A 26614-nucleotide genomic window follows, 5' to 3' on the forward strand; every position below is an offset into this window, starting at 1 on the left:
CACGAAGGGCAAACCGAGGCCGTCACACAGGTTCGATGCTTACGCTGGCAACAACCGACCGCTCGCCCGCTCGCACTCAGGAGGCCGCATGCTCGTCGTCGACGTCGTGCTCGTCGCGCTCCTGGTCGTGGGCCTGGTCGTCGGTGTCGGGCGAGGCCTCACTGGGAGTCTCGGGCTGCTGCTCGGGCTCGTCGCCGGCGGGGCGGCTGCGTACTGGCTCGTGCCCGTCGTCAACGACGCCTGGCCCTGGCAGCAGTGGCGTCCGGCGGTGGTGCTGGCGGTGACCGTCGGGCTGATCGTGGCAGGGGCCGCCCTCGGCGCCACGGCGGGAGCCGCCCTCCGGCGCGGCGTCGACCGCACGCCGCTGCGGGCCATCGACCGCGTGCTCGGCGGGGTCGCCGGCACCGTGGTGGCAGCGCTCGCGATCTCCCTCGCGGGGGCGAGCCTCGCGGCCACGGGCATGCCGGTGGTGTCGTCCGCGCTGTCGTCCTCGACCGTGCTCCGGACGATCGACCGGGTGACCCCCGTGCCCGTCGCGGTGGCGCTCGCCGAGCTGCGCGGGTTCGTGCTCGACGAGGGGCTGCCGGCGCTCGGCGAGCTCCTGGAGCAGGCCGGCCCGGTCAACATCCCGCCCGTGGACCTCGCCGATCCCGAGCTCGCCGAGGCCGCGGCATCCGTCGCGCGCGTCTCGGGCAGGGCATTCGCGTGCGGCCGCAGCTCCACCGGGAGCGGCTTCGTCATCGCCGCCGACCGCGTGGTGACGAACGCGCACGTCGTCGCCGGCGTGGAGCAGCCCGTCGTCGAGCTGCCGGGGGTCACCGCGCGCGAGGGACGCGTCGTGTACTTCGACCCGATCGACGACATCGCCGTCATCGCCGTCGACAGCCTCGGCGTCGACCCGCTGCCGTTCGCCCCGACGCTCGCACCCGGGGCGCCTGCCGTGGTGCAGGGCTACCCCCACGGCGGCCCCTTCACCATGATCCCGGCGGGCGTGCTGTCGACGGGCACGGTGCCGGTGCCCGACATCTACGACGAGAGCGCCGCACCGAGGGAGATCTACTCGCTGCAGGCCGCCGTGCGGCCCGGAAACTCGGGCGGACCGCTGCTCACCGACGACGGCGAGGTCGCCGGCGTGGTGTTCGCCCGGGGCGAGGACGACCCCGAGCGGGGCTACGCGATGACCATGGCGGAGCTCAGTCCGGTGGCCGCGCAGGCCGCCTCGCTCCGCGACGCCGTGCCGTCCGGGCGCTGCACCGGCTGAGCGCCTCGCGACCGGTATGCTGGCACAGCAATTCAATACCGGCCAACGACCCGGGCGGGAGAGCCTCGACAGCAGTCAGTCGAGCACCGAAGGAGCAAGCCTCCCCGCCAATCTCTCAGGTACGCGTACCGCTCGGGTGAGGCCGACTCTGGAAAGTGATCTCCTGCGCTGCGCGCCGGGGGTCCGCCGAAGGTGAAAGCAGCGGCATCCGCTCAGCAGGACGGATGCCGCGGCGAAACTCTCAGGCCCATGACAGAGGGGGAGTTCCACGGCGCCGTCCGGCGTCCGCCCGATCGCGAAACGGGAGAACTCATGACAGACCCCCGCACGACTCCGCTGCACGACCGCCACGTCGCCCTCGGCGCGTCCTTCACCGACTTCGGCGGCTGGTCGATGCCCGTCCGGTACAGCTCGGAGCTCGCCGAGCACCACGCGGTGCGCACGGCCGCCGGTCTCTTCGACATCTCCCACATGGCTCTCTTCGGCGTCGCCGGACCCGAGCGCGAGGCCTTCCTCGCCTACGCGCTGGCCTTCGACCCGACCGCGCTCAAGCTGTCGCGGGCGAAGTACACGATGATCCTCGCCCCGGACGGCGGCATCATCGACGACCTCATCGTCACCCGCAACGCCGAGGACCAGTTCCTCATCGTCGCGAACGCGGGGAACCGGGATGCCGTCCGCACGGCGCTGCAGGAGCGCCTCGACGGCTTCGAGGCGATGCTCATCGAGCTCGACGACTCGCTCATCGCCGTGCAGGGGCCCCGTGCCCGCGAGATCCTCCAGCAGACCGCCGGACTCGACCACGACGACGAGCTCGCGCTGGGGCACACCCTCGACACGCTCCCGTACTACGCCGCGATGGGCATGCGGTTCGGCGACAGCGCCGTGCTCATCAGCCGCACCGGCTACACCGGCGAGGACGGCTTCGAGATCAGCGTCGACGGCGACCTCGCCGTGCGGCTGTGGGACGCGCTCCTCGCGGCGGGGGAGCCGCTCGGGCTCGTTCCCGCGGGCCTCGCCTCGCGCGACACGCTGCGGCTCGAGGCGGGCATGCCGCTGTACGGGCACGAGCTGTCGCGTCACGTCATCCCGGCGCAGGCCGGGCTCGGCCGCGTCGTGCCGCTGTCGACCAAGACCGCGGACTTCGTCGGCCGATCCGCCCTGGAGTCGGTCGTCGCCACCGACGCCCCCGTGCTCGTCGGCCTCGTGTCGGAGGGCCGCCGCGCGGGCCGTGAGGGCTACGACGTGCTCGACGGCGACGAGCGCGTCGGTCAGATCACCAGCGGCGCCCTCAGTCCCACCCTCGGGCATCCGATCGCGATGGCCTTCGTCCGTCCGTCGGTCAGCGAGCCCGGCACCGACCTCTTCATCGACGTGCGGGGAACCCGCATCCCCGCGACCGTGACCGCCCTGCCTTTCTACCGGAGGACCAAGTGACCGATCTCAACAGCCTCAAGTACACCGCCGAGCACGAGTGGATCGCCCTCGACGGCGACGTGGCCACCGTCGGCATCACCGACTACGCCGCGGACAAGCTCGGCGACGTCGTCTTCGTCGAGCTGCCCGGTGCCGGCACGGCGGTCTCCGCCGGCGCCGTGGTGGGAGAGATCGAATCCACGAAGTCCGTCGGCGAGCTGTACGCGCCGCTCGACGGCGAGGTCGCCGAGGTCAACGACGCCGTGGTCGAAGATCCCTCGCTGGTCAACTCCGACCCGTTCGGCGCCGGCTGGCTCGTGAAGCTCACGGTCGACGCCGCCGCCGTCGCCGCGCTCCTCGACCGCGACGCCTATGTCGCACTCACGGGCGGCGACGAATGACGGGCGCCTTCGCGGCGCGTCACATCGGAACGGATGCCGCGGCCCAGCGCACGATGCTCGACGCCCTGGGCTACGACAGCGTCGACGCCCTCGTCGAGCGCGCGGTGCCGGCATCCATCCAGGTGAAGCAGCGCGAGACGAGCGACATCCCACCCGCCGCGACCGAGGCCGAGGCGCTCGCCGAGCTGCGCGTGCTGGCCTCGCAGAACCGGGTCGCGCGGCCGATGATCGGCATCGGCTACTACGACACGTTCACGCCGTCGGTGATCGCGCGCAACGTGCTCGAGAACCCGTCCTGGTACACCGCGTACACGCCGTACCAGCCGGAGATCTCCCAGGGGCGCCTCGAGGCGCTCATCAACTTCCAGACCATGGTGACCGACCTCACCGGGCTCGAGACCGCGAACGCGTCGATGCTCGACGAGTCCACGGCCGTGGTGGAGGGCATGCTCGTGGCGCGCCGCGCGTCGAAGTCCGCCTCGAACGTGTTCCTCGTCGACTCCGACGCGCTCCCGCAGACCAAGGCGCTCCTGGAGCACCGCGCCGAGGCCGTGGGCATCGAGCTGCAGTACAGCTCCTACGCGTCGGTTCCGGATGCCGCGGCCTTCGGCGCGTTCGTGCAGTACCCCGGTGCGTCGGGGCGCGTGTGGGACCCGTCGGACGTCATCGCCGCCGTGCACGCCCAGGGTGGCCTCGCCGTCGTCGCGGCGGACCTCCTCGCGCTCACGCTGCTGCGTTCGCCCGGATCGCTGGGCGCGGATGTGGCGGTCGGCACGACCCAGCGCTTCGGCGTGCCGCTCGGCTTCGGCGGACCCCACGCCGGCTACATGGCCGTGCGGGCGGGTCTCGAGCGCCAGCTCCCCGGGCGCCTGGTGGGGGTGTCGCAGGACGCGGTCGGCCACCCGGCCTACCGCCTGGCGCTGCAGACGCGCGAGCAGCACATCCGCCGCGAGAAGGCGACCTCCAACATCTGCACGTCCCAGGTGCTGCTGGCCGTCATGGCGTCGATGTACGCCGTCTACCACGGTCCCGAAGGACTGAAGAAGATCGCGACCGACGTGGCGCGCAAGGCTGAGGCGCTCGCCGAGCGCCTGCGCTCCCACGGGCTGTCGCTGGTGTCGGACTCGTTCTTCGACACGATCCGCGTCGTGACCCCCGGACCCTCGAGCCGCGTCATCGAGCGCGCCCGCGACAAGGGCTATCAGCTCTTCTGGGCCGACGACGCCACCGTGGGCGTCTCGGTCGACGAGACGACGACCTCCGACGACCTCGCGGCCGTCGCCTGGGCGTTCGGACTGCCGAGCGCCGACGAGCACGACGTGCGCGACGTCCCCTTCGCGGATGCCGAGCCCCTCGTCGGGGTACCGGCGGACCTCGCACGCGTCGAGGAGTACCTCACGCACCCGGTGTTCAACACGCATCGGTCCGAGACGGCGATGATGCGCTACCTCAAGCAGCTGTCGGACCGGGACTACGCGCTCGACCGCGGCATGATCCCGCTCGGCTCGTGCACCATGAAGCTCAACGCCGCGACCGAGATGGCGGCCGTGTCGTGGCCCGAGTTCTCACGCGTGCACCCCTTCGCCCCCGAGGCCGACGTGCACGGCTACCTCGCGCTCATCGAGCAGCTCGAGGTGTGGCTCGCCGAGGTCACCGGCTATGACGCGGTGTCGCTGCAGCCCAACGCCGGCTCGCAGGGCGAGCTCGCAGGACTCATGGCCATCCGCGGCTACCACCGCGCGAACGGCGACCTCGAGCGCACCGTGTGCCTCATCCCGTCCTCGGCCCACGGCACCAATGCCGCCTCGGCCGTGCTCGCGGGCATGAGGGTCGTCGTGGTCGCGTGCGACGACGCCGGCAACGTCGACCTCGACGACCTGCGGGCCAAGATCGCCGCGCATGCCGACGCGCTCGCCGCGCTCATGATCACCTACCCGTCGACGCACGGCGTGTACGAGCACGACGTGCTCGACATCACGCAGGCGGTCCACGACGCGGGAGGCCAGGTCTACGTCGACGGCGCGAACCTCAACGCGCTCCTCGGGTACGCGCGGTTCGGCGACCTCGGAGGCGACGTGTCGCACCTGAACCTGCACAAGACGTTCGCGATCCCGCACGGCGGCGGTGGGCCGGGCGTCGGGCCGGTGGCTGCCAAGGCGCACCTGGCGCCGTATCTGCCGGGGCATCCGCTCGCCCAGCGCAAGGACCACGCCGGCGGCGTGTTCGAAGGCGGTGCGATCTCCGCGGCGCCGCACGGCTCGGCCGGGATCCTGCCCATCTCTTGGGCGTACGTGCGCATGATGGGCGCGCAGGGTCTGCGCGACGCGACCGCGGCAGCCGTTCTCGCGGCGAACTACATCGCGGTGCGCCTGCGGGACCACTACCCGGTGCTGTACACCGGCGAGGGCGGCCTCGTCGCGCACGAGTGCATCCTGGACCTGCGACCGCTGCGCGAGGCCACCGGGGTGACGGTGGACGACGTCGCCAAGCGCCTGATCGACTACGGCTTCCACGCCCCGACGATGTCGTTCCCGGTCGCCGGGACGCTCATGGTCGAGCCGACCGAGTCCGAGGACCTCGGCGAGATCGAGCGGTTCATCGAGGCGATGATCGCGATCAAGGCCGAGGCGGACGCCGTGGCCGCGGGGGAGTGGCCGGCCGGCGACAACCCGCTCGTCCACGCGCCGCACACCGCCGAGTCCGTCGTCACGGGCGAGTGGACGCACCCGTACTCGCGCGAGACCGCGGTGTACCCCGTGCACGCCCTGGTGCGCACGAAGTACTGGCCGCCCGTGCGCCGGATCGACCAGGCCTATGGCGATCGCAACCTGGTGTGCGCCTGCCCGCCGATCGAGGCGTTCGCGTAGCCGACCCCGGGTGGCGGGATGCCGGGCTCCGGCATCCCGTCACGCTGCTCGGCGCGCGGCGCGGAGACACCCGCGCCGCCTCAGCGCGCCCTGGCCAGGCGCCGCTGCTCTCCCTCCAGAAACGAGGTTCTGGCCGGGAAACGTGGCGCCGCCGCGTTTCCCGGCCAGATCGCCGTTTCTCACCCGCCGCGCGTTCTCACCCGTGCGACCTCGCGCGGAGCGCCGGGCCGCGCGCGACGAGTTCATCGCGCGAGAGCGAGCGCGGGTGCGTCCGGAGCGTCGCCAGCATGGCCGTCCGCGCCCGACCGGCGGGTTCGAGTCCCGCGAGGAGCAGCTTGTCGCGCAGCGGCACGGCCCGCATCGAGTCGGACCAGTCCCAGCGCGCCAGGGCGCCTTGGTGGCGGCGAAGCCGGTCTTCCCTGACCTTCTCCGCGATGAGCTGCCTCTTCAGCTCGACGGGGTCGTCGGCCGCGTACTTGCTGTAGCCGTCCGACTCGCCCATCGCCCGGTGCCGACGCCAGAAGAAATCGACGCGATCGACCACGCCCTCGTGCGCGAACTCGACCTGCACCTCGGGAGGCTCGAAGCCCCACCACGAGATGACGGCGCGACTCACCGATTCGCCCGGAGACTCCGCCCGCCCGTCGGCCTGGTCGCAGATCCAGGCGAGCTTGAGTCGCCCGCGTCGCGCGGATTGCTCGCGTGCCCTGTCGCGCATGTCGTCGAGCGACGGATGTCCCGGCCCCCCGCCGAGGGCGGCATCCACCGTGGCAAGACCGAACGCGGGCGGCAGCACTCGTGCGAGGTCGACGACGGTGTCGGCGACCGCCGTGACAGCGAAGGAGCCGCGCTCGAGGATCGCCCGCGAGTCCTGACTCGTGTGAACCAGTACGTCGCCGAACCGGAACGACCGCGTGCGGCCCGGATCGAAGACGTGGATGTCTCGCGGCTCTCCGAACACCGGCAGCCCGAGCAGGGCAGCGGCTGACTCGTGTGAGAAGACCGCGCCGGGGCTTCGCAGCGCAAACGCATGCACTCTCGCCAGGTACCGTTCCCACGGCTTCAGGCGGCGCCAGGCTGCTGTCGCGGCGTAGATGCCTGACCGCACTCTGACGAACCTCGGATCTCGTCGAAGACGGATGCCTGCCGTCGCTTCATCTCGCGCGACAAGGAGCTCGATGGGCGCGTGCTGGATCGTCATCGTGGGGAGCGGCATCCGCCCACTGTCGTCGCTCCGTGCGGCGGCGTGCGCCTCATGCGGGCGCCGTGGTGCGTGCGCGGCCGTCGGTCTGGCTGTGGAGGAGTGCTCGCGCCTGGTGGAACAGGGCATCGTGGCTGGGAAACGCTGCGGCGCAGCGTTTTCCAGCCGAATCGTCGTGTCTCAGCGCGCGGCCTGGGTCGTGGGCGCCAGCAGGGGGGCGGATGCCGCGGCGCGGAGATCCCCGCGCCGCCTCAGGCCGTCGGACTCGGTGCGGGGGTGGGTGTGCCCGACGGCGACGGGAGCGGCCCGAACACGCCCGGCCAGAGCGCGACGGCGAGCGGATAGCCGACGAAGGCGATGATGTCGATCAGGGTGTGGGCGATCACGAGCGGCATGACACGGCCCCAGCGTCGGTAGCACCACCCGAAGACCACGCCCATCGCGAAGTTGCCGATCACGGCGGGGAAGCCCTGGTAGGCGTGGTAGGCCCCGCGCAGGGCGGCGGTGGAGAGGATGATCGTCCACCAGCCCCAGCCGAGGCGGCGAAGGCGGTCGAACAGGTAGCCGATGAAGATGACCTCTTCGGTCAGCCCGGCGCGGAGGGCCGCCAGCAGCAGGAAGGGGATCGTCCACCACGAGGTCGACAGCGGCGACGCCTCGACGAGCAGCGAGAGCCCGAGCGCTCGCCCTCCCGCGTAGAGGGCGAGACCCGGGATGCCGATGAGCGCGACCAGGGCGACGCCGCGGCCGAGGTCGCCGCCGAAGCGCCGGAAGTCGAGACCGATCCGGCGGAACGCCGACATCCCGGGCTCCCACAGCAGGAAGACGGCGAGCGCCACCGGCACCAGGCCGAAGGCCTGCCCGAGGAACCCGTACAGCACGTCCCAGAAGGCCTCGGCGTCGGCGGCAGGGTTCAGCGATGTCTGCTGATCGCCCAGGGCGACGTCGCGCTGCAGCGACCGGATGAGGCCCAGGACGGAGTAGATCGCGGAGCGGCCGACCGAGAGCAGGAGAACGAGAGCGATCTCCCACCGCAGCCGCACGCGCGTCGCATGATCTATGGGGGCGGTGTCGGGCAGATTCCCAGACGCGAAAGCGTGCACGTTGTCAGATTGTCACACGCACGTAGCGTTGAGTTAAGGATATGTAACGGTTTGCCGTTCTGTTTTGCCACGTCCGCACGCGGTGCTTAGTGTGTCCCTGTCCGTGTCCAGAGCTGCCACAGGCTGGGCACCCAACCCTTGCACAGGAGGAAATGTGAAGATCGCGCGTCTTATGGCGGGCGTGGGGGTCGTGGCTGCGGGAGCACTCGTGCTTTCAGGCTGCGGCAACCCATACCAGTCCGAAGTCGTGGAAGGCACCGAGATTACCACCGCGTACAACTCGGGCTTCTTCCACTTCAACGACGACAGCTCGGCCGGCAACAACACGGCCAACGGCAACGTCAAGTACATGACCGACACCGGTTTCTCGTACTACAACAACACCCCGGAGCTGGTGCGCAACACCGAGTTCGGCGAGTACGAGCAGGTCAGCGAAGACCCGCTGACGGTCAAGTACACCATCACCGCCGACGCAGTCTGGTCGGACGGCGTGCCGATCGACGAGACCGACATGCTCCTCCAGTGGGCCGCGATGTCGGGCAACGTCAACGAGGCGTTCTCGCCGGCTGCGACGACGGGCTACAACCTGGTCACCGAGGTCCCGGAGACGGGCGAGAAGGAGATCACGTTCGTCTACGACGAGCCTTACGTGGACTGGGAGCTCGTCGGACCGCTCGGCGTCTCGGCGCACGGCACCTACGCGCTCGCGTTCCCGGAGGAGTACTCCGACGTCCAGGCCGCGTACGACACGTGGAGCGAGTCGGGCGAAGAGGGCGACTTCACCGCATACACCGACGCCGCCAAGGAGTTCGCCGAGGGTGCCAAGGAGAAGGTCGCCACGGCCATCGCCGACGGTGACGAGGAAGTGCTCACGGCCCTGGGCGACGCGTGGAGCAACGCCTACGGCTACACCACGCTTCCCGAGAGCCCGGCAGCCGCGCTGACGAGCGGTGCGTACATCGTCGACGACATCGTCGAGGACCAGTACATCACCATCGCCGCGAACCCCCTCTACACCTGGGGTCCGTCGCCGAAGTTCGAGAAGATCACCGTCCGCACGATCGCCGACTCGACCACCGCACTCCAGGCTCTGGAGTCCGGCGAGCTCGACATCTGGACGGGTCAGCCGACCGCCGACATCCTCCAGCTCGCTGAGGACATCGACACCGCGACGGTTCAGACCGGCGTCCAGGCTTCGCACGAGCACGTCGACCTCACGGTCAACAACGGCGGCCCGTTCGACCCGGCCACCTACGGCGGCGACGAGGCCAAGGCTCTCGCGGTTCGCCAGGCGTTCCTGAAGACCATCCCCCGCCAGGAGATCGTCGACAAGATCATCGTGCCGCTCGACCCTGAGGCCGAGGTCCGCAACACGCACCTCGTCTCTTCGGCCGACCCGGAGCGCTACCCGGTCCTGAGCGAGAGCAACGGCTCGGCCGACTACGCCGAGGTCGACATCGACGGCGCCAAGGCGCTGCTCGCCGAGGCCGGCGTGACCGGTCCGGTCGAGGTCGGATTCTGGTACCCCGAGGGCAACGTCCGTCGTGGCCAGGAGTTCGAGCTGATCTCTGCTTCGGCAGCTCTGGCGGGCTTCGAGCTCGTCGACGAGAGCGAGCCGGACTGGGTCTTCACCGACCCGGCGCAGGAGCCGATCAACCCGCACGACGCAACCCTGTTCGCCTGGTCGCAGACCAGCCTCGCCGTGGGTGGATCCGACCAGATCTACGCGTGCTACGACGACCCGATGGCCAAGGGCGGCAACTACAACGGCTACTGCGACGACGAGGTGACCGCGGCGCTGAAGACTCTCAACGCCACGGCCGACACTGCCGCGCAGACCGAGCTCCTCGAGACCGCTGAGGCGGGCATCTGGGCGGACGCCGTCTCGATCCCGATCTTCCAGCACCCGGGTCTGCTGGTGAACAGCGACAAGGTGACCGAGGTCAAGGCAATGCCCCTGAGCCCCGACTACTTCTGGAACTTCTGGGAGTGGACGCCGGTGGGTGCAGGCGCGGAGTAATCCACGCCGCGACGGATGGGCGGGTCTCCTGCCCATCCCGTCGCAGACATCGCGAGAGACTGTGGGTGCCGAGGCGAACCCTTGGCACCCACAGTCATGTCCGAATCGGACTCGCGGCAGACCAGGTGCCGTCGAGTCCTCCTCGTAGTAGTTTTGGCGTGCCATACCGGCACTCCGGGACGGACGTAAAATCATGACTTCAGCCCCATATCCGAGAGGGCTTCCGTGCTGACCTTCATCCTGCGACGACTGGGCGCCATCCTCCTCGTCCTCCTCGTCGCCTCCTTCATCGTCTACACCCTGACGGCGATCACCGCAGATCCGCTGGCGGACCTCAAGGCGAGCAACGCGCCGAACCGCCAGGAGGCGATCGACAACCGCACCGAGCTGCTGCGGCTCGACCTGCCGCCTGTCATCCGCTACTTCGCGTGGCTCGGCGGTGCCGCCAAGTGCTTCATCGGGCAGTGCGACCTCGGCGTCGCCTTCAGCCGCAGCAACCAGCCCGTGACCGAGGCAGTGGCCTCCGCGGCGTCATCGACCATCCAGCTGGTCACCGCGGCGACGATCGTCGCCATCATCTTCGGCCTGACGATCGGCATCCTGACGGCGCTGCGGCAGTACAGCGGCTTCGACTACTCGGTGACGTTCCTCACCTTCATCGTCTACTCGCTCCCGATCTTCTGGGTCGCGGTGCTCCTCAAGGAGTTCGGCGCCATCCGCTTCAACGAGTTCCTCGCGAATCCGCAGGTGTCGATAACAGCGGTGCTCATCACCGGCCTGATCGCCGGTGTGATCTTCATGAGCATCATCGGCGGTTCGATGAAGAGGCGCCTCATCACCTTCGCATCGGCGTTCGTCGCCGCAGGCGGCATGCTCGCCCTCCTGGGAATCACCGGCTGGTTCGAGGCTCCGTCCATCGGCTTCATCGGCGTGGTCATCACCGGCATCGGCGCCGCTGTCGGCGTCACGGCGATCTCTACCGGGCTGGCGAACCGGCGGACGCTCTACGCGACGCTCATCGTCGTCGCCGTCTGGGCAGCGCTCTACTTCCCGCTCCAGTACCTGTTCTTCTACCTCCCGTACGGCTGGATGCTGTTCGTGATGGGGATCGTGGCCATCGGCATCGGCATCCTCGTCGGCGTCCTCGTCGGAGGCGACGCGCGCAAGGAGGCCGCCCGTACGGCGGCGATCGTGAGCTTCATCACGTTCTTCGTGATCGTTGTCGACCGCGTGATGCTCGTCTATACCGACTACGTCGAGCGCATCCCGCAGAGCGGTGTCATCGCGACGATCGGTTCGAAGACACCGGGCCTGCAGGGCGACATGTGGTTCCAGATCCTCGACGGGTTCGCCCACCTCGTGCTGCCGACGATCGCCCTGGCGCTCGTCTCCATCGCCGCGTACACCCGGTACTCGCGCTCGAGCCTGCTCGAGGTGATGAACCAGGACTACGTCCGCACCGCGCGCGCGAAGGGACTCACCGAGCGCACGGTCGTCGTGCGCCACGCGATGCGCAATGCGCTCATCCCCATCGCGACGATCATCGCATTCGACATCGGCGCGCTCATCGGCGGTGCCGTCATCACCGAGACGATCTTCGCGTGGAAGGGCATGGGTGCGCTGTTCGTCGACGGGCTCGAGGCCGGCGACGTGAACCTCGTCATGGGCTTCTTCGTGGTGACCGGCGTTCTCGCGGTCATGTTCAACCTGATCGCCGACCTCCTCTACTCCGCCCTCGACCCCCGGATCCGGGTGAGCTGACATGACGACCACAATTCCCACCGACGCGCCGCAGGACCGCGGCAGCGAGCAGTCCATCGAGCAGAAGGCCGTGGCCGGTCTGAGCCAGGGGGCGCTCGTGCGCCGCCGGTTCTTCCGTCACGCCGGTGCGATGGCGTCGCTCGTCGTGCTCGTGCTGGTCATCATCCTGGCGTTCACCTCGGTCGGCACCGTCATCGGCGGCACCGGCAAGCTCGTGGCCTCACCCGACGGGACGCTCGACCTCAGCGGCTTCCGCATCCCCGGCTGGTGGCCGTTGAACTGGTGGACGAGCTACCCGCTCGTCAACGGCGGTCAGCCCACGCTGACGTGGTGGCCGTTCAGCCTCGGCGAGCACCCCTTCGGCCAGGACACGCTCGGCAAGGACATCTTCGCCCAGGTCATGCGGGGCACGCAGCAGTCGCTCACTGTCATGTTCATCGTCGGCGTCGTGTCGCTCGTGCTCGGCGTTCTGTTCGGTGCCCTGTCCGGCTTCTTCCGCGGCTGGGTCGACTCGCTGATCATGCGCTTCACCGACGTGATCATCATCATCCCGATCATCGTCATCGGCTCGATCATCGGAAAGATGCTCGGCGGCAGCAGCGCCGTGGTGTTCGGGCTCTTCCTCGGAATCCTGAGCTGGACCGGCCTTGCGCGCCTCGTGCGCGGCGACTTCCTCGCCCTGCGCGAACGGGAGTTCGTCGACGCCGCGCGCGTCGCGGGTGCGTCGAACGGGCGCATCATCTTCCAGCACATCCTTCCGAACGCGGTCGGCATCATCATCGTCAACACGACCCTGCTCATGAGCGCGGCCGTGCTGACGGAGGCGGCGCTGAGCTTCATCGGCTTCGGCATCACACCGCCGGACGTCTCGCTCGGTCAGATCATCAGCGAGTACCGCGAGGCGTTCCGCACGCGGCCCTGGCTGTTCTGGTGGCCGGGTCTGTTCATCGTGATCCTCGCGCTGTGCATCAACTTCATCGGCGACGGCCTGCGCGACGCTTTCGATCCGCGTCAGCAGGGCAAGGTGAGCCGCCGGAAGTCCAACCGCGCGGTCGCCGCGATCCCTTCCGTGCAGGGCGTCCAGATGATCGAGGGGCCGACGTCCAGCGACGACGAAGCGTACATCGACCAGTTCGGCGGGCTGCCGGAGTCGCCTGCAGCCGAGAAGCGCCGCTGGGGCCGCCGCAAGGACGATCAGTCGTGAGGGGCCGCGAGGCTCAGCACCGCGGCCGCGACGAGCACCGCGGTCATGGCGATCACGGCGACGTTCAGCGTCGACGCGGTGCCGCCCGGCAGGGTGTCTCCGCCGCGGCGTCGGAACTCCTCGAGCGTTCGGCGGACGAGCGCCGTGGCGTCGCCACTGGCGGTGCCCTCGGCATCCGCAGGCCGTCGCGTGTCACCCTCGCCGGGCGTGCGCGCGACCTCGTCCCGGCGCGTCGTCATGGCCTGTCGGGCGCCGGGTGCGGGAGCGGCCCACGCGCGGATGCTGCGGCCGCCGGTCGTGTGGATGGTGAGCGCGTAGCGCGAGTCGACGTCGGCCACGTCGCCCCACGGCACACGGTGGGTGCGGAAGACGTTGCCGATCTCGATGAAGCCCTCGTGGATGCGCACGTACGGACGGACGTACAGGATCCACGCCAGCCAGGCGACCAGGACGATCGGCCAGGCCCACACGACCAGGCTCGCGACGCCGTCGGTGACGGCGATGTAGACCAGTCCGAGAGCGCAGATGCCGATCGCCACCCAGGCGAGGATCTGACCGCCGCGCGGACGAAAAGTGACCGGTTCGGGCATGCGCCCATCCTGACATGGGAGACGGTTCGATGAGCACGAAGGAGAATGCCCGCATGCGCGGACACGTCCCGCAGGAGGGCGGCCCCGTGCTGTCCGTCAAGAACCTCGGCGTGGAGTTCTGGGTGGGCGGCGGCTGGGCCGCGGCTGCCAAGCACGTCACGTACGACCTGATGCCGGGCAAGGTGCTCGCCATCGTGGGTGAGTCGGGTTCGGGCAAGAGCACGAGCTCGATGGCGATCATGGGCCTGCTGCCCAAGAACGCCCGCGTGTCGGGCAGTGCGAAGCTTGCCGGCCGTGAGCTGATCAACGCCCGCGAAGAGGTGCTGCGCCAGGTGCGCGGTGAGGGCATCGCGGCGATCTTCCAGGAGCCGATGACGGCTCTGAACCCGGTGTACACGATCGGGTTCCAGATCTCGGAGACGATCCTCACCCACCGCCCGGGCATGACCCGCAAGCAGGCGAAGGCCCGCGCGATCGAGCTTCTCGGCCTGGTCGAGATGCCCGACCCGACGAAGGCGTACAACTCGTACCCGCACCAGCTGTCGGGCGGTCAGCGCCAGCGCGCGATGATCGCGCAGTCGATCTCGCTCGACCCGCGCGTGCTCATCGCCGACGAGCCGACCACCGCGCTCGACGTCACGGTGCAGGCCGAGATCCTCGACCTGCTGCGCCACCTGCACCAGAAGCTCGACTCGGCCATCATCCTCATCACGCACGACATGGGCGTCGTCGCCGACATGGCCGACGACGTCATGGTCATGAAGGACGGCGACGTCGTCGAGCACAGCACCTCGGCGAAGCTGTTCAGCGCGCCGGAGCACCCCTACACCAAGGCGCTCATGGCGTCCGTCCCGCACCTCGGGCTCGGCACCGCCGTGGCCGACATCGCGTCGACGAGCCAGGATGCGACCGCAGCGCTGCTGCTCGACCGCGTGTCGATCGACTACCCCAAGCGCGGGCGGGTGCCCGCGTTCCGGGCTGTCGCGGACGCGTCGCTCTCGATCCAGCCGGGCGAGGTGCTCGGCCTCGTGGGCGAATCGGGGTCGGGGAAGACGACGATCGCGCGTGCGATCGTCGGCCTCGTCCCGATCGCCGAGGGAACGCTCCGCGTCGCCGGTCAGGAGATGGTGGGCGTCGACACGAAGCAGCTGCGCGCGGTGCGCCGCAAGCTCGGCATCGTCTTCCAGGACCCGGGCTCGTCGCTCAATCCCCGCTGGCCCGTCGGCGAGTCCATCGGCGAGCCGCTCGAGCTGGCCGGCCGCGACAAGAAGGCGATCGCGAGCCGCGTGACCGAGCTGCTCGACATGGTCGAGCTGCCCCGCGAGTTCCGCAACCGCTACCCGCACGAGCTCTCGGGTGGTCAGCGCCAGCGCATCGGCATCGCGCGCGCCCTCGCGCTCGACCCGAAGGTGCTGGTCGCCGACGAGCCGACGAGCGCGCTCGACGTCTCGGTGCAGGCCCGCGTGCTGGAGCTCCTCCAGGCGATCCAGAAGGAGCAGCAGTTCGCGACGCTGTTCGTGACGCACGACCTCGCGGTCGTCGACCTCCTCGCCGACCGCATCGCGGTGATGCAGCACGGCAAGATCGTGGAGCAGGGAACCAAGGAGCAGATTCTGCGCAACCCGCAGGATCCCTACACGCAGCGGCTCATCTCCGCCGTGCCGGTGCCCGACCCCGCCGAGCAGCGCATGCGCCGCGAAGCGCGTGCCGCGCTCCTCGCGCAGCAGGACTGATGTGAACCGAAGCGGCCTGAGCGGTGCCTGCACGCACCCTCAGGTCGCTTTCGGCTGCCTGCGATAGGCTGGGGATGCCGGCATCCCGGCCCTCCCTCTTTTTTGCAAGGATCCTTCATGGTGCGCGCCCTCCGTTCAGACCTTCGCAACGTCGCAATCGTTGCCCACGTCGACCACGGCAAGACGACCCTCGTCGACGCCATGCTTCGTCAGACCGGCTCCTTCGGCTCGCACGAGCACATGGAGGAGCGCGCCATGGACTCGAACGACCTGGAGCGCGAGAAGGGGATCACGATCCTCGCCAAGAACACGGCGATCACGTACTCCGGCGAGCACGCCAAGGACGGCCCCGTCACGATCAACGTGATCGACACCCCCGGTCACGCCGACTTCGGCGGAGAGGTCGAGCGCGGCCTGTCCATGGTCGACGGCGTCGTGCTGCTGGTCGACGCGAGCGAGGGCCCGCTGCCGCAGACCCGCTTCGTGCTGCGCAAGGCGCTCGAGGCCAAGCTTCCCGTCATCCTCCTGGTCAACAAGACCGACCGCCCCGACGCGCGCATCGCCGAGGTCGAGGAAGAGGCGCACGACCTGCTCCTGGGCCTCGCCTCCGACCTCGTCGACGACGTGCCCGACCTCGACGTCGACGCGCTTCTCGACGTGCCGGTCGTCTATGCCTCGGGCCGCGCCGGCGCCGCCTCGCGCAACCGACCGGCGAACGGCGAGCTGCCCGACAACGCCGACCTCGAGCCGCTCTTCGGTGCGATCCTCGAGCACGTGCCTGCCCCCGTCTACGACGACGAGGCCCCGCTGCAGGCGTGGGTCACCAACCTCGACTCGAGCCCGTTCCTCGGTCGCCTCGCGCTTCTGCGCGTCTTCAACGGCACCCTGAAGAAGGGCCAGACCGTCGCCTGGGTGCGCGCGGACGGAACCGTCAGCAGCGCCCGCATCACCGAGCTGCTGAAGACGCGCGCCCTCGAGCGCTACCCGGCCGAGAGCGCCGCCCCCGGCGACATCGTCGCCATCGCGGGCTTCCCCGACATCACGATCGGCGAGACGATCGCCGACCCGGAGGACGTCCGTCCGCTGCCCCAGATCCACGTCGACGACCCCGCGATCTCGATGACGATCGGCACCAACACCTCGCCGCTGGCCGGCAAGGTCAAGGGCCACAAGCTCACGGCGCGCCTGGTCAAGGACCGCCTCGACCGCGAGCTCATCGGAAACGTCTCGCTCAAGGTCGTCGACATCGGACGCCCGGACGCGTGGGAGGTGCAGGGTCGCGGTGAGCTCGCTCTCGCCATCCTCGTCGAGAACATGCGCCGCGAGGGCTTCGAGCTGACCGTCGGCAAGCCCCAGGTGGTCACCCGCCGCGTCGACGGCGAGCTGCAGGAGCCGTTCGAGCACCTCACCATCGACGCCCCGGAGGAGTACCTCGGCGCGATCACGCAGCTGCTGGCGACGCGTCGCGGCCGCATGGAGAGCATGTCGAACCACGGCACGGGCTGGGTGCGCATGGAGTTCGTCGTTCCCTCGCGCGGCCTGATCGGCTTCCGCACGGAGTTCCTCACGACGACACGCGGCACCGGCATCGCCAATGCCATCTCGCACGGCTACGAGGCCTGGGCGGGCAGCATCGTCACCCGTCAGAACGGCTCCATCGTCGCCGACCGCACCGGTGTGGTCACCCCCTTCGCGATCATCGCGCTGCAGGAGCGCATGTCGTTCTTCGTCCAGCCCACGCAGGAGGTCTACGAGGGCATGGTCATCGGCGAGAACTCGCGCAACGACGACATGGACGTGAACATCACCAAGGAGAAGAAGCTGACGAACATGCGTCAGTCCACCTCCGACACGTTCGAGTCGATGACCCCGTCGCGTCAGCTCTCCCTCGAGGAGAGCCTCGAGTTCGCCCGCGAGGACGAGTGCGTCGAGGTGACGCCCGAGATCGTCCGCATCCGCAAGGTGAACCTCGACGCCACCGAGCGCGCCCGCGCCACCGCGCGTCTGAAGCGCCAGGACGCGAACGCCTGATCCCTTCGAAAGGGCATGCCCCACCGCTTCTGCGGGGGACATGCCCTTTCGTGATTCCGGATGCCGCGGCTCCCGTCAGCCGCGGATCGTCACCGTGAGCGGTCGCGTGGCGGTCGCGCCCGCGGCGTTGCGCAGCTCGGACGTGAACACGTACGTCCCTGGCGCGAGGCCCGTGAGCGCCGTGGTCGCGGACTGGGCGCCGGGCGTGGCGGCCACGAGCTCCTGGCGGTCGATCTCGATGCCGTCCTGGAACAGCACGTACTCGGTGGCGTTCGTGCCCCACCAGAGGTTCGCGGTGATCGCGGGCGCCCCGGTCCGCAGACCCGCCGCCGACAGCACCGCACGGGCGGGCGCGGCATCCGTCACCGCCACGGTGTGCACCGCAGACCTCGTCTCGCCGTAGGGGTTCAGGGCGATCAGCTCGTACGCGTACGTGCCGTCGGCCTTGCCGGTGATGTCGAACGTGACGTGCTGAGCACCCGGCGTGGCGTCGTCGAGCCGCTGGGCTCCGACGAGCCGGCCGTTCTCGTAGAGCTTGACGACCGTGGCGTTGCGCCCCCACCACAGGTCGGCGCTGACGCGGTAGTCGCCGTCGCGCAGTCCGGTGTCCCAGCCGTTGTCGTCGGAGAGGGCGAAGGTGCCGGGCGCCGCGGTCGCCACCGGCGATCCGGAGCGTAGGATGCCGGCGCCGGCGCCGGCCCGCACCGCGGCCGGGACCTCCACGGCCGGCTGCGCCGTGTAGGCGTAGTGATCGGCGGGGCTCCAGCGTACGTCGGGCGAGAGCGGGACGGCCGCCGTCGCATTGAACGCGGCGAGGACGTCCGCGGGCTCGCCGTTGACGAGACTGCCGGTGGCCGAGAGCTCGGTGCCCTTCCAGCCGGCGATGATCCGCTCGACCGGGGACGACTCCAGCAGCTCGAACGCATTCTGCTCCGCGACGATGCTGCTCTCCACGCCCGCGCCCCAGAAGTACTGGAAGAACGGCGATCCGGGCACGGTCTCGTGGGCCGTGGCATCCGTCTGCTCGTACAGGTTGTTGTAGACGTGCACGTCGCCGAACCGCACGCGCGGCGCCCGCTGGCCGATGTCGGTCCAGCGGTTGTGGTGCTGCGTGACCCGGTGCTGCCCTCGGTCCTGCAGCCGCGAGTCCGACGAACCGATGATGTCGGTCTTGTCGTGGTGCTGGAACCAGTTCCACGACAGCGTCACGAGATCGGCGCCGTGGGTCACGTCGACGAGCCCGTCGTGCACCTCGAAGGGCCGCCCGTACACGCGGTCCAGGCTGGCCGGAGGATGCTCGCCGTCGCCGAAGGTGCTGTGGTCGATCCAGACGCTCGTCGCCGTCCAGACCGACAGGTTGTCGTACGCCGAGTTCCAGTTGCCGCCCGAGTCGTTGGCGTCCCACTGCGGGAAGCAGTCATAGGCGTCCGAGAGGGTGAGGTTGCGGACGATCATGTTGTGCGCGTCGCGGATCCGAAGCGACGCGCCGGTCACGGTCGCCTCGCCCACGCCGACCAGGGTGACGTTCGAGCCGATGTGCTGGAGCGTGAGCTGCGCCTGGATCGCCGCCGCGGCCACCCGTGCGGCCTCGAGCGGTCCGGCGGGGTCGATGCCGGGCCCGAAGGCCGCGATGTAGTCGGCCATCGCGAAGGGGGCGCCGGTGCCGGCGACGGTCACCCGGCCCGCGATGTCGTCGCAGGTGAGGCGCGTGCCGTCCGGCTGCAGCCACGGGTCGATCGTGCCGGTGATGTAGACGATCCTCGGCACCACGTTGAACCGGGCGTCGTTCTGGGATCCGCCGGGCGTGCCGGCGAGAGCGTCGCGCAGCTCCTGCCAGGTGTCGACGACGTACACCTCGGACGGATCGGCGGCGGCGCCACCGGTGGTCCGCGCCGCCGCACGCTCGATCCGCTCGGGGAAGGTGGGGCCGGTCCAGGAGGCCCAGCCGTCGTTCTCGGCGATCGCCTCGCGCCCGAGATCCACGGCCGGCGGTGGGGGAGCGGTCGGCGGAGCCGCGGCGGCCGGGCCACCGCCGGCGCCGACGATCAGGCCGGCCGCCACTGCGGCTGCCAGGGCGAGAGGGGCGATCGTGCGCGGTGCGCGCTCGCGCGCGGGCAGGGTCGTTCTCATGGGACTCCTTCGTCCGACGGCAGAATCGTGATGAGAACGGACGCGAGGGCGTCTGCAAGCTGAGGAAGCGTTTTCTGCGGTGTCCCCAGCATCGCAACGACCGACGGAAAGCGCAATCCCCGGATGCCCCACGGGGCACCCCGAAGATGGCAGGGATCGTGCCACCCGTGTCGCGGCGGCACGCGGGAGGTCGCGAGCCCCGTCGGTAGCATCGAACGGGTGAGCCTCGACCCGCACTTCGACGACGAGCACCACGCCGGCGAGGCCCGGCGAGCGGTGCGCGAGGGTCTCGGCGTCGCGCTTGCCACCAGTGCCTACGGCATCTCGTTCGGCGCACTGGCGGTCGCGTCGGGGCTCGACGTCTGGCAGACCTGCGTGATGAGCCTGCTGATGTTCACCGGCGGCTCGCAGTTCGCCTTCGTCGGTGTCGTAGGGGCGGGGGGACTCGCGGCCGCGCCGGCCGCCATCGCGTCGGCCGCGCTGCTCGGAGTGCGCAACGTCGCGTACGGCATGCGCATGTCGCCGGTCATCGGCCCGGGTTTCTGGCGCCGGGCCGCGGCCGCGCAGTTCACCATCGACGAGTCGACGGCCGTATCCCTCGCGCAGAAGACCCGTCACGCGCGCACGCTCGGCTTCTGGGTGACCGGCATCGGCATCTACATCGGCTGGAACCTTTCCACCCTGGCCGGTGCACTGCTCGGCGACGTGCTGGGAGACCCCAGAGAGTACGGATTGGATGCCGCGGCCGCCGCCGCCTTCCTCGCGCTCCTGTGGCCGCGCCTGCGCCGCCGGCAGCCGATCGTCGTGGGCGTCGCGGCGGCGGTCGTCGCGACGATCCTCACCCCGGTGCTCATGCCCGGGCTCCCGGTCATCATCGCCGCCTCCGTGGCGGTCGTCGTGGGCTGGCTGAACTGGCTCGGCTCCGACGACGAGGGCACGGACTGGGATGAGCCCCGGAACGTCGCAGAGCGGGAGGGGATGCCGTGACCATGTGGACCGCGATCCTCGTGGCGTCGATCATCTGCGTCGCGCTGAAGACCGTCGGCTATCTGATGCCCGCGCGCTGGGTGGAGGCTCCGCGGCCGATGCGCATCGCCGACCTGCTGACGGTCGCCCTTCTGGCCGCCCTCGTGGCGGTGCAGACGCTCGGCGCCGGGCAGGCGATCGTCGTCGACGCCCGTGTGCCCGCGGTGCTGGTCGCGGCCGGTCTGCTGCTGCTCCGCGCCCCCTTCCTCGTCGTCGTGGCGGCGGCGGCGCTCACGGCTGCGCTCCTGCGGCTGTGGGGCTGGGCGGCCTGAGGGCCCTCAGCAGCGCCGGTAGAGTCGACGGGTGCGTTCCTCCGTTCCCGCCCGCGTCGGCACGTGGTTCGTGGCCTTCGTCGTCGGCGCGGTGTACGGGCTCGCCGGGACGATCGCCCACGCGTACGAGCTCGGCTGGTTCCCCCTCGGTCTGGTCCTCGGGATCGTCGGCTGCGCGGCGCTGCTCGTCGCGGTGCGGATGCTCACGCTGGACCGCTGGGCGGCGCTGGCCACCGGTCTGGGCATGATGACGACGACCCTCGTCTTCTCCGGGCGTGGCCCCGGCGGCTCGGTGGTCGTGCCCGAGACCGGTTTGGGCTCGGTGTGGACGCTGGCCCTGCCGATCATCGTCGCGATCGTGGTGGGCTGGCCCGACCGCTTCGGCCCCCGCGAGGAGAACTAGACTGGGGGAGTGACGTATGTGATCGCTCTTCCCTGTGTGGATGTCAAAGACCGGGCCTGTATCGACGAGTGCCCGGTGGACTGCATCTACGAGGGCGACCGGTCGCTGTACATCCACCCCGACGAGTGCGTCGACTGCGGCGCCTGCGAGCCGGTCTGCCCCGTCGAGGCGATCTACTACGAGGACGACCTGCCCGACGAGTGGCAGGACTACTACAAGGCCAACGTCGAGTTCTTCGACGACGTGGGGTCGCCCGGCGGCGCTGCCAAGGTCGGCGTGATCCACAAGGACCACCCCGTCATCGCCGCCCTCCCTCCACAGGCACCGTGACCCTCGCCCACCGCGGGGAGCGCTGACGTGGGCGTCGCGGATCTCGCCGACTACCCCTGGGACGCCGTCGCCCCCTACGCCGAGCGTGCCCGGGCTCATCCCGACGGCCTCGTCGACCTCTCCATCGGCTCGCCCGTCGATGAGACGCCCGAGATCGTCGCCGCGGCCCTCCGCTCTGCCACCGATGCCCACGCGTACCCGCAGACCGTCGGGACTCCCGCCCTGCGCGACGCCATCGCGCAGTGGTACGCGCGGCGCCGCGGCGTGCCGGGCCTGACCGCCGCCCATGTCCTTCCGACGGTCGGCTCGAAGGAGCTCGTCGCACTGCTGCCTCTGCTGCTCGGACTCGGCCCGGGCGACGTCGTCGTCCACCCGCGTGCGGCCTACCCCACGTACGCGGTCGGGGCCGAGCTCGTCGGTGCGACGCCGTTCCCCTCCGATGACCCGGCGGAGTGGCCGGCCGGCACGCGCCTCGTGTGGGTGAACTCGCCCGGCAATCCCGACGGACGCGTGCTCGACGTCGAAGGACTCCGCGCCGCCGTGGCCCGGGCGCGCGAGCTCGGCGCCGTGCTGGCCTCGGACGAGTGCTACGCGGAGCTCGGCTGGGAGGCGCCGTGGGACGCCGAGCCCATCCCGTCCGCGCTCGACCCGCGGGTCACCGGCGGCTCCGTCGACAGCGTGCTCTCGGTGTACTCGCTGAGCAAGCAGTCGAACCTCGCGGGCTACCGCGCGGCGTTCCTCGCCGGCGATCCGGAGATCGTGGCGCGCCTGGTCACCTCGCGCAAGCACCTCGGACTGATGCTTCCCGCGCCCGTGCAGGCCGCCATGGTCGCCGCGTTGGGCGACGATGACCACGTCGCGGCCCAGAAGGAGCGCTACCGCCGGCGACGCGCGATGCTCAAGCCGGCGCTCGAGTCGGCCGGCTTCCAGGTGGATGCCAGCGAGGCCGGGCTGTACCTGTGGGCCACGGAGGGGCGCGACGCGTGGGAGAGCCTCGCACGCCTCGCCGATCTCGGCATCCTGGCCGGCCCCGGGCACTTCTACGGCACGCACTTCCCGCGGCACATCCGCCTCTCGCTCACGGCACCGGACGAGCGCATCGCCGCGGCCTCGGCCCGGCTCCGCCCCACCGCGTGAGGATTCCTCCATCGGATGCTGCTGCCCTTTGGCTGTGTCAGCAGTAGGCGTGCGAGCGCACTAGGCTGTAATGACGCGGCGGCGCGACAATCCCGTCCCCGCTTGCCGTACTCGGAAGACGCCTCTTGAGCGTCCGCGAGACGGACGACACCCCCGGCACGACCAGAAATCGCGAGGAGGCGCCGTGAGCGACGCGGGCACCCAGCAGGAGAAGGCCACCCTCACGATCGGTGACACGACCGCCGAGTTCCCGCTGCTGCGGGGCAGCGGCGGGACGCCGAGTGTGGATCTTTCGACGTTCACCCGGCAGACGGGGCACACCGCCCTCGACTACGGCTTCGTCAACACGGCGGCGACCAAGTCCGCCATCACGTACATCGACGGCGACCAGGGCATCCTGCGCTATCGCGGCTATCCGATCGAGCAGCTCGCGAAGAACAGCACCTATCTCGAGGTCGCCTGGCTGCTCATCTACGGCGAGCTGCCCACGGCAGACGAGCTGGCGGCGTTCGACGACCGCATCCGTCACCACACGCTGCTCCACGAAGACCTGAAGCGGTTCTTCTCGGCGCTGCCGCACACCGCGCACCCGATGTCCGTGCTCTCCTCGGCCGTGTCGGCGCTGTCGACGTACTACGAGGGCGAGACCGACCCCAACAATCCCGAGCACGTCGAGCTGAACACGATCCGCATGCTCGCGAAGCTGCCGGTCATCGCCGCGTACGCGCACAAGAAGAGCGTCGGCCAGGCGTTCCTCTACCCCGACAACGGGCTGGGGTTCGTCGACAACTTCCTCAAGCTGAACTTCGGCGTCCTGTCCGAGGTGTACGAGGTCGACCCCGTCATGTCGCGGGCGCTCGAGCGGCTGCTCATCCTGCACGAGGACCACGAGCAGAACGCGTCCACGTCGACCGTCCGCCTGGTCGGCTCGACCGGAGCGAACCAGTTCTCGTCGATCTCGGCCGGCATCAACGCGCTCTACGGCCCGCTGCACGGCGGCGCGAACGAGGCCGTGCTCGACATGCTCGCGCGCATCCAGGAGTCGGGCGAGAGCGTCCAGCGCTTCGTCGAGCGGGTCAAGAACAAGGAAGACGGCGTGAAGCTCATGGGCTTCGGGCACCGCGTCTACAAGAACTACGACCCGCGCGCCAAGCTCGTGAAGGAATCGGCGGACGAGGTCCTCACGGCGCTCGGCGTCAGCGATCCGCTCCTCGACCTCGCGAAGCAGCTGGAAGAGATCGCGCTGAGCGACGACTACTTCCGCGAGCGTCGCCTGTACCCGAACGTCGACTTCTACACCGGCGTCATCTACAAGGCGATGGGCTTCCCGACCCGCATGTTCACGGTGCTGTTCGCCATCGGGCGACTGCCGGGCTGGCTCGCGCAGTGGCGCGAGGCCGCGAGCGACCCGCAGACCAAGATCGGCCGCCCCCAGCAGCTGTACATCGGCGCGGGCGAGCGCGACTACCCGGGCGTCTGAGGACGAGCGGATGCCTCGGCTCTTCGTCCGCCGTCCGTCGCCGCTCCTCGCCGAGGGCGAGCTCACGCACCTCGAGCGTGTGGCCGTCGACCCGGCTCTCGCGCACGAGCAGTGGCAGGCCTACGTCACGGCGTTCCGCTCCTGCGGGTGGGACGTCATCGAGGTCGAGCCGGCCGACGCACAGCCCGACGGGGTGTTCGTCGAGGATGCCGTCGTGGTCTTCGACGACCTGGCGGTGCTGTGCCGCGCGGGCGCTGAGTCCCGGCGCGGCGAAGCCTCGACGGTCGAGGCGGCGGTCGTGGCATCCGGCCTCCTCGTGGTGGGGATCGAGCAGCCCGGCACTCTCGACGGCGGCGATGTGCTCAAGGTGAGCCGCACGGCGTACGTCGGCCGGTCGGCGCGGACGAACGATGCGGGCATCTCTCAGCTGCGGGCCGCCATCGAGCCGCGCGGCTGGACAGTCGTCGAGGTGCCCGTGACCAAGGTGCTGCACCTCAAGTCGGGCGTGACGGCGCTGCCGGACGGCACCGTGATCGGCTACCCTCCCCTGGTGGACGACCCGGCGTCGTTCGATCGTTTCCTCGCGGTTCCCGAGGCGCACGGCACGGCGGTCGTCGTGCTCGACGAGACCACCGTCCTCATGTCCGCGGACGCGCCCGAGAGCGCGGAGCTCTTCCGCGGCCGCGGTCTCGAGGTCATCACGACGCCGGTCACCGAGTTCGAGAAGCTCGAGGGCTGCGTCACATGCCTGTCGGTGCGGGTCCGGGACTGATCCTTCGGATCGATCAGGCGTGCAGCGCCTCGTTGAGCGTGACGCCGACGCCCGCGCGCCGCACCGCCTCGACCGCACCGGTGAGGGAGTTGCGCCGGAACAGCAGACCGTTGCGTCCCGACAGCTCCGCGCCCTTCACGGTGGTGGGGGATCCGTCCGCACGGCGTGGCTCGTCGGCCAGCACGATCTTCGAGCCCGCCGTGAGGTAGAGCCCCGCCTCCACGACGCAGTCGTCGCCCAGTGAGATGCCGATGCCGGCGTTCGCGCCGAGCAGCGATCGCGCGCCGACCGACACCTGGTGCGTGCCTCCGCCGGACAGCGTGCCCATGATGGAGGCGCCGCCGCCGATGTCGCTGCCGTCGCCGACGACGACGCCCTGCGAGATCCGGCCCTCGACCATGCTCTGGCCGACGGTGCCGGCATTGAAGTTCACGAAGCCCTCGTGCATCACGGTGGTGCCGGGCGAGAGGTAGGCGCCCAGGCGCACGCGCGACGCATCCGCGATCCGCACTCCGGGCGGCGTGACGTAGTCGAGCAGGCGCGGGAACTTGTCGAGGCCCTGCACCTGGATGCCCTCCCGCGCGAGGAAGGGGCGCAGGCGGGTGAAAGTCTCGGGATGCATCGGCCCGGCGTTGGTCCACGCCACATTCGGCAGGAACCCGAAGATGCCGGTGAGATCGACCTGGTTGGGAGCCACCAGGCGATGGGACAGCGCGTGCAGCCGCAGATAGGCGTCGGACGTCGAGGCCGGCGCCTCATCGAGGTCGACCTCGATGGTCACGATGTCGACGGTCACCGCCCGGCGGGCATCGGGTACGGCGAGGCGGTCGATCTCATCCGGCGGCATCGCCGGATCGAACCCCAGCGGAATGCGTCCCACCTCGGGGGAGGGGAACCAGGTGTCCAGCACCGTGCCGTCTTCTGCCGTCGTCGCGAGGCCGACGCCCCATACCCATCGCTCGTCGCTCATGCCTCCACGGTAGCGCCGTGAGGTGCGGGGCCGTCACCGGGTTGCACTCCGAGACTTATCCGGGACGAGCGGATGCCGTCGTCCACCGAATCGCGCGCCATCAGGGGTTCTGTTTCTGTGAAGCGCGTCGGGACCTGCCGCGACACGCCCGGGCGGGGGGCTCGATTCGCGCGTTCGCCCAGCCTCACGTAGTGTTCTTCTTGTTCGCCCCACAGGGAAGCGGAGAGGCCCAGAGCCTCACCCCCCTCAAGCAGCGGACCACCTCCCTTCAACATCACCTCATTGAGGTGGCCGGCCTTCGGGTCTAGAATGGGAGTCTCCCTTCCGGAAACCGCGGTCATCGATCGCTGCCGTCCGACCTCAACAGTCACGGCGCGTCGGTTTGACAGACGGAGCGAGAGGGATAAGATAGTGAAGTTGCCCTGCTGGGCTGGTCGTGAGGCTGGTTGGTGGGAGCGTCTGATCCTTGAGAACTCAACAGCGTGCACTTGTCAAATGCCAAAATA

The 26614-nt window shown here is 70.0% G+C and carries 21 protein-coding genes and 2 riboswitches; of the genes, 16 read left to right on the top strand and 5 right to left on the bottom strand.

Annotation, left to right across the window (positions count from 1 at the left end):
- Positions 1-88 precede the first annotated feature (88 nt).
- From SOM19_RS16705 to gcvP, 4 genes are all read left to right on the top strand, one after another.
- Positions 89-1261 (top strand): MarP family serine protease, encoded by a 1173-nt coding sequence (locus SOM19_RS16705; RefSeq protein WP_320487708.1) that lies wholly within the window; start codon positions 89-91, stop codon positions 1259-1261.
- A 45-nt stretch (positions 1262-1306) separates the two neighbouring features.
- Positions 1307-1402: riboswitch (glycine riboswitch) on the top strand.
- A gap of 1 nt (position 1403) precedes the next feature.
- A riboswitch (glycine riboswitch) is annotated at positions 1404-1527 on the top strand.
- Positions 1528-1573: 46 nt separating this feature from the next.
- Positions 1574-2698 (top strand): glycine cleavage system aminomethyltransferase GcvT, encoded by a 1125-nt coding sequence (gene gcvT / locus SOM19_RS16710; RefSeq protein WP_320487709.1) that lies wholly within the window; start codon positions 1574-1576, stop codon positions 2696-2698.
- Positions 2695-3078 carry a glycine cleavage system protein GcvH gene (gene gcvH / locus SOM19_RS16715; protein WP_320487710.1) on the top strand — a complete coding sequence of 128 codons (384 nt, stop codon included), beginning with the start codon at positions 2695-2697 and terminating at the stop codon, positions 3076-3078. Before gcvT ends, gcvH begins: the two co-directional genes overlap by 4 nt.
- Entirely contained in the window at positions 3075-5945 is a 2871-nt protein-coding gene (gcvP, locus tag SOM19_RS16720; protein WP_320487711.1) for an aminomethyl-transferring glycine dehydrogenase, read from the top strand. The genes gcvH and gcvP overlap by 4 nt, the downstream gene beginning before the upstream one ends.
- A 196-nt stretch (positions 5946-6141) precedes the next feature.
- Here the strand turns inward: gcvP and SOM19_RS16725 are convergent, their stop codons facing one another.
- Together SOM19_RS16725 and SOM19_RS16730 are read right to left on the bottom strand one after the other, a co-directional pair.
- Positions 6142-7161, bottom strand: coding sequence for a hypothetical protein (locus SOM19_RS16725; RefSeq protein ID WP_320487712.1), 1020 nt, complete (start codon positions 7159-7161; stop codon positions 6142-6144).
- A 236-nt stretch (positions 7162-7397) separates the two neighbouring features.
- Positions 7398-8189 carry a CPBP family intramembrane glutamic endopeptidase gene (locus SOM19_RS16730; protein ID WP_414683664.1) on the bottom strand — a complete coding sequence of 264 codons (792 nt, stop codon included), beginning with the start codon at positions 8187-8189 and terminating at the stop codon, positions 7398-7400.
- A 214-nt stretch (positions 8190-8403) separates the two neighbouring features.
- Between SOM19_RS16730 and SOM19_RS16735 the strand changes: the two genes are divergently transcribed.
- From SOM19_RS16735 to SOM19_RS16745, 3 genes are all read left to right on the top strand, one after another.
- On the top strand, positions 8404-10269 hold the full coding sequence (locus tag SOM19_RS16735) for an ABC transporter family substrate-binding protein (protein WP_320487713.1): 1866 nt from the start codon (positions 8404-8406) through the stop codon (positions 10267-10269).
- A 225-nt stretch (positions 10270-10494) separates the two neighbouring features.
- Positions 10495-12030 carry an ABC transporter permease gene (locus SOM19_RS16740; RefSeq protein WP_320487714.1) on the top strand — a complete coding sequence of 512 codons (1536 nt, stop codon included), beginning with the start codon at positions 10495-10497 and terminating at the stop codon, positions 12028-12030.
- A gap of 1 nt (position 12031) precedes the next feature.
- Positions 12032-13234 (top strand): ABC transporter permease, encoded by a 1203-nt coding sequence (locus SOM19_RS16745; RefSeq protein WP_320487715.1) that lies wholly within the window; start codon positions 12032-12034, stop codon positions 13232-13234.
- Here the strand turns inward: SOM19_RS16745 and SOM19_RS16750 are convergent.
- Complete coding sequence (locus tag SOM19_RS16750) at positions 13225-13824, bottom strand: PH domain-containing protein (protein WP_320487716.1); 600 nt, start codon at positions 13822-13824, stop codon at positions 13225-13227. The two genes, SOM19_RS16745 and SOM19_RS16750, sit on opposite strands and share 10 nt — an antisense overlap.
- Before the next feature lie 53 nt (positions 13825-13877).
- Here SOM19_RS16750 and SOM19_RS16755 point away from each other — a divergent pair, with 53 nt between their 5' ends.
- Both SOM19_RS16755 and typA read left to right on the top strand, forming a co-directional pair.
- The gene (locus SOM19_RS16755) at positions 13878-15557 is read left to right on the top strand and encodes an ABC transporter ATP-binding protein (protein ID WP_320487717.1); all 1680 of its coding nucleotides are present in this window, start codon (positions 13878-13880) and stop codon (positions 15555-15557) included.
- Between the two features lie 117 nt (positions 15558-15674).
- On the top strand, positions 15675-17588 hold the full coding sequence (gene typA / locus SOM19_RS16760; RefSeq protein ID WP_320487718.1) for a translational GTPase TypA: 1914 nt from the start codon (positions 15675-15677) through the stop codon (positions 17586-17588).
- Positions 17589-17663: 75 nt separating this feature from the next.
- Here the strand turns inward: typA and SOM19_RS16765 are convergent, their stop codons facing one another.
- The gene (locus SOM19_RS16765) at positions 17664-19718 is read right to left on the bottom strand and encodes a pectate lyase family protein (protein WP_320487719.1); all 2055 of its coding nucleotides are present in this window, start codon (positions 19716-19718) and stop codon (positions 17664-17666) included.
- A gap of 219 nt (positions 19719-19937) precedes the next feature.
- On the opposite strand from SOM19_RS16765, the gene SOM19_RS16770 reads away from it, so the two are divergent.
- The 7 genes from SOM19_RS16770 (at position 19938) to ddaH (ending at position 25138) form a co-directional block, all read left to right on the top strand.
- Positions 19938-20705: an AzlC family ABC transporter permease gene (locus SOM19_RS16770; RefSeq protein WP_320487720.1), complete on the top strand. Its 768-nt coding sequence runs from the start codon at positions 19938-19940 to the stop codon at positions 20703-20705.
- Positions 20702-21016, top strand: coding sequence for an AzlD domain-containing protein (locus SOM19_RS16775; protein ID WP_320487721.1), 315 nt, complete (start codon positions 20702-20704; stop codon positions 21014-21016). Before SOM19_RS16770 ends, SOM19_RS16775 begins: the two co-directional genes overlap by 4 nt.
- Before the next feature lie 31 nt (positions 21017-21047).
- Positions 21048-21419, top strand: a complete 372-nt coding sequence (locus SOM19_RS16780; RefSeq protein WP_320487722.1) for a DUF6113 family protein — start codon at positions 21048-21050, stop codon at positions 21417-21419.
- A gap of 9 nt (positions 21420-21428) precedes the next feature.
- Positions 21429-21749, top strand: a complete 321-nt coding sequence (gene fdxA, locus SOM19_RS16785; protein WP_320487723.1) for a ferredoxin — start codon at positions 21429-21431, stop codon at positions 21747-21749.
- A gap of 27 nt (positions 21750-21776) precedes the next feature.
- The gene (gene dapC, locus SOM19_RS16790) at positions 21777-22886 is read left to right on the top strand and encodes a succinyldiaminopimelate transaminase (protein WP_320487724.1); all 1110 of its coding nucleotides are present in this window, start codon (positions 21777-21779) and stop codon (positions 22884-22886) included.
- A 184-nt stretch (positions 22887-23070) separates the two neighbouring features.
- The gene (locus SOM19_RS16795) at positions 23071-24366 is read left to right on the top strand and encodes a citrate synthase (RefSeq protein WP_320487725.1); all 1296 of its coding nucleotides are present in this window, start codon (positions 23071-23073) and stop codon (positions 24364-24366) included.
- 10 nt (positions 24367-24376) lie between these two features.
- Positions 24377-25138 carry a dimethylargininase gene (ddaH, locus tag SOM19_RS16800; protein WP_320487726.1) on the top strand — a complete coding sequence of 254 codons (762 nt, stop codon included), beginning with the start codon at positions 24377-24379 and terminating at the stop codon, positions 25136-25138.
- A gap of 13 nt (positions 25139-25151) precedes the next feature.
- On the opposite strand, the gene dapD is transcribed toward ddaH, so the two are convergent.
- Positions 25152-26108 (bottom strand): 2,3,4,5-tetrahydropyridine-2,6-dicarboxylate N-succinyltransferase, encoded by a 957-nt coding sequence (dapD, locus tag SOM19_RS16805; RefSeq protein WP_320487727.1) that lies wholly within the window; start codon positions 26106-26108, stop codon positions 25152-25154.
- Positions 26109-26614 lie beyond the last annotated feature (506 nt).

This window comes from Microbacterium sp. CFBP9034, assembly GCF_034045255.1.
GTDB lineage: Bacteria > Actinomycetota > Actinomycetes > Actinomycetales > Microbacteriaceae > Microbacterium.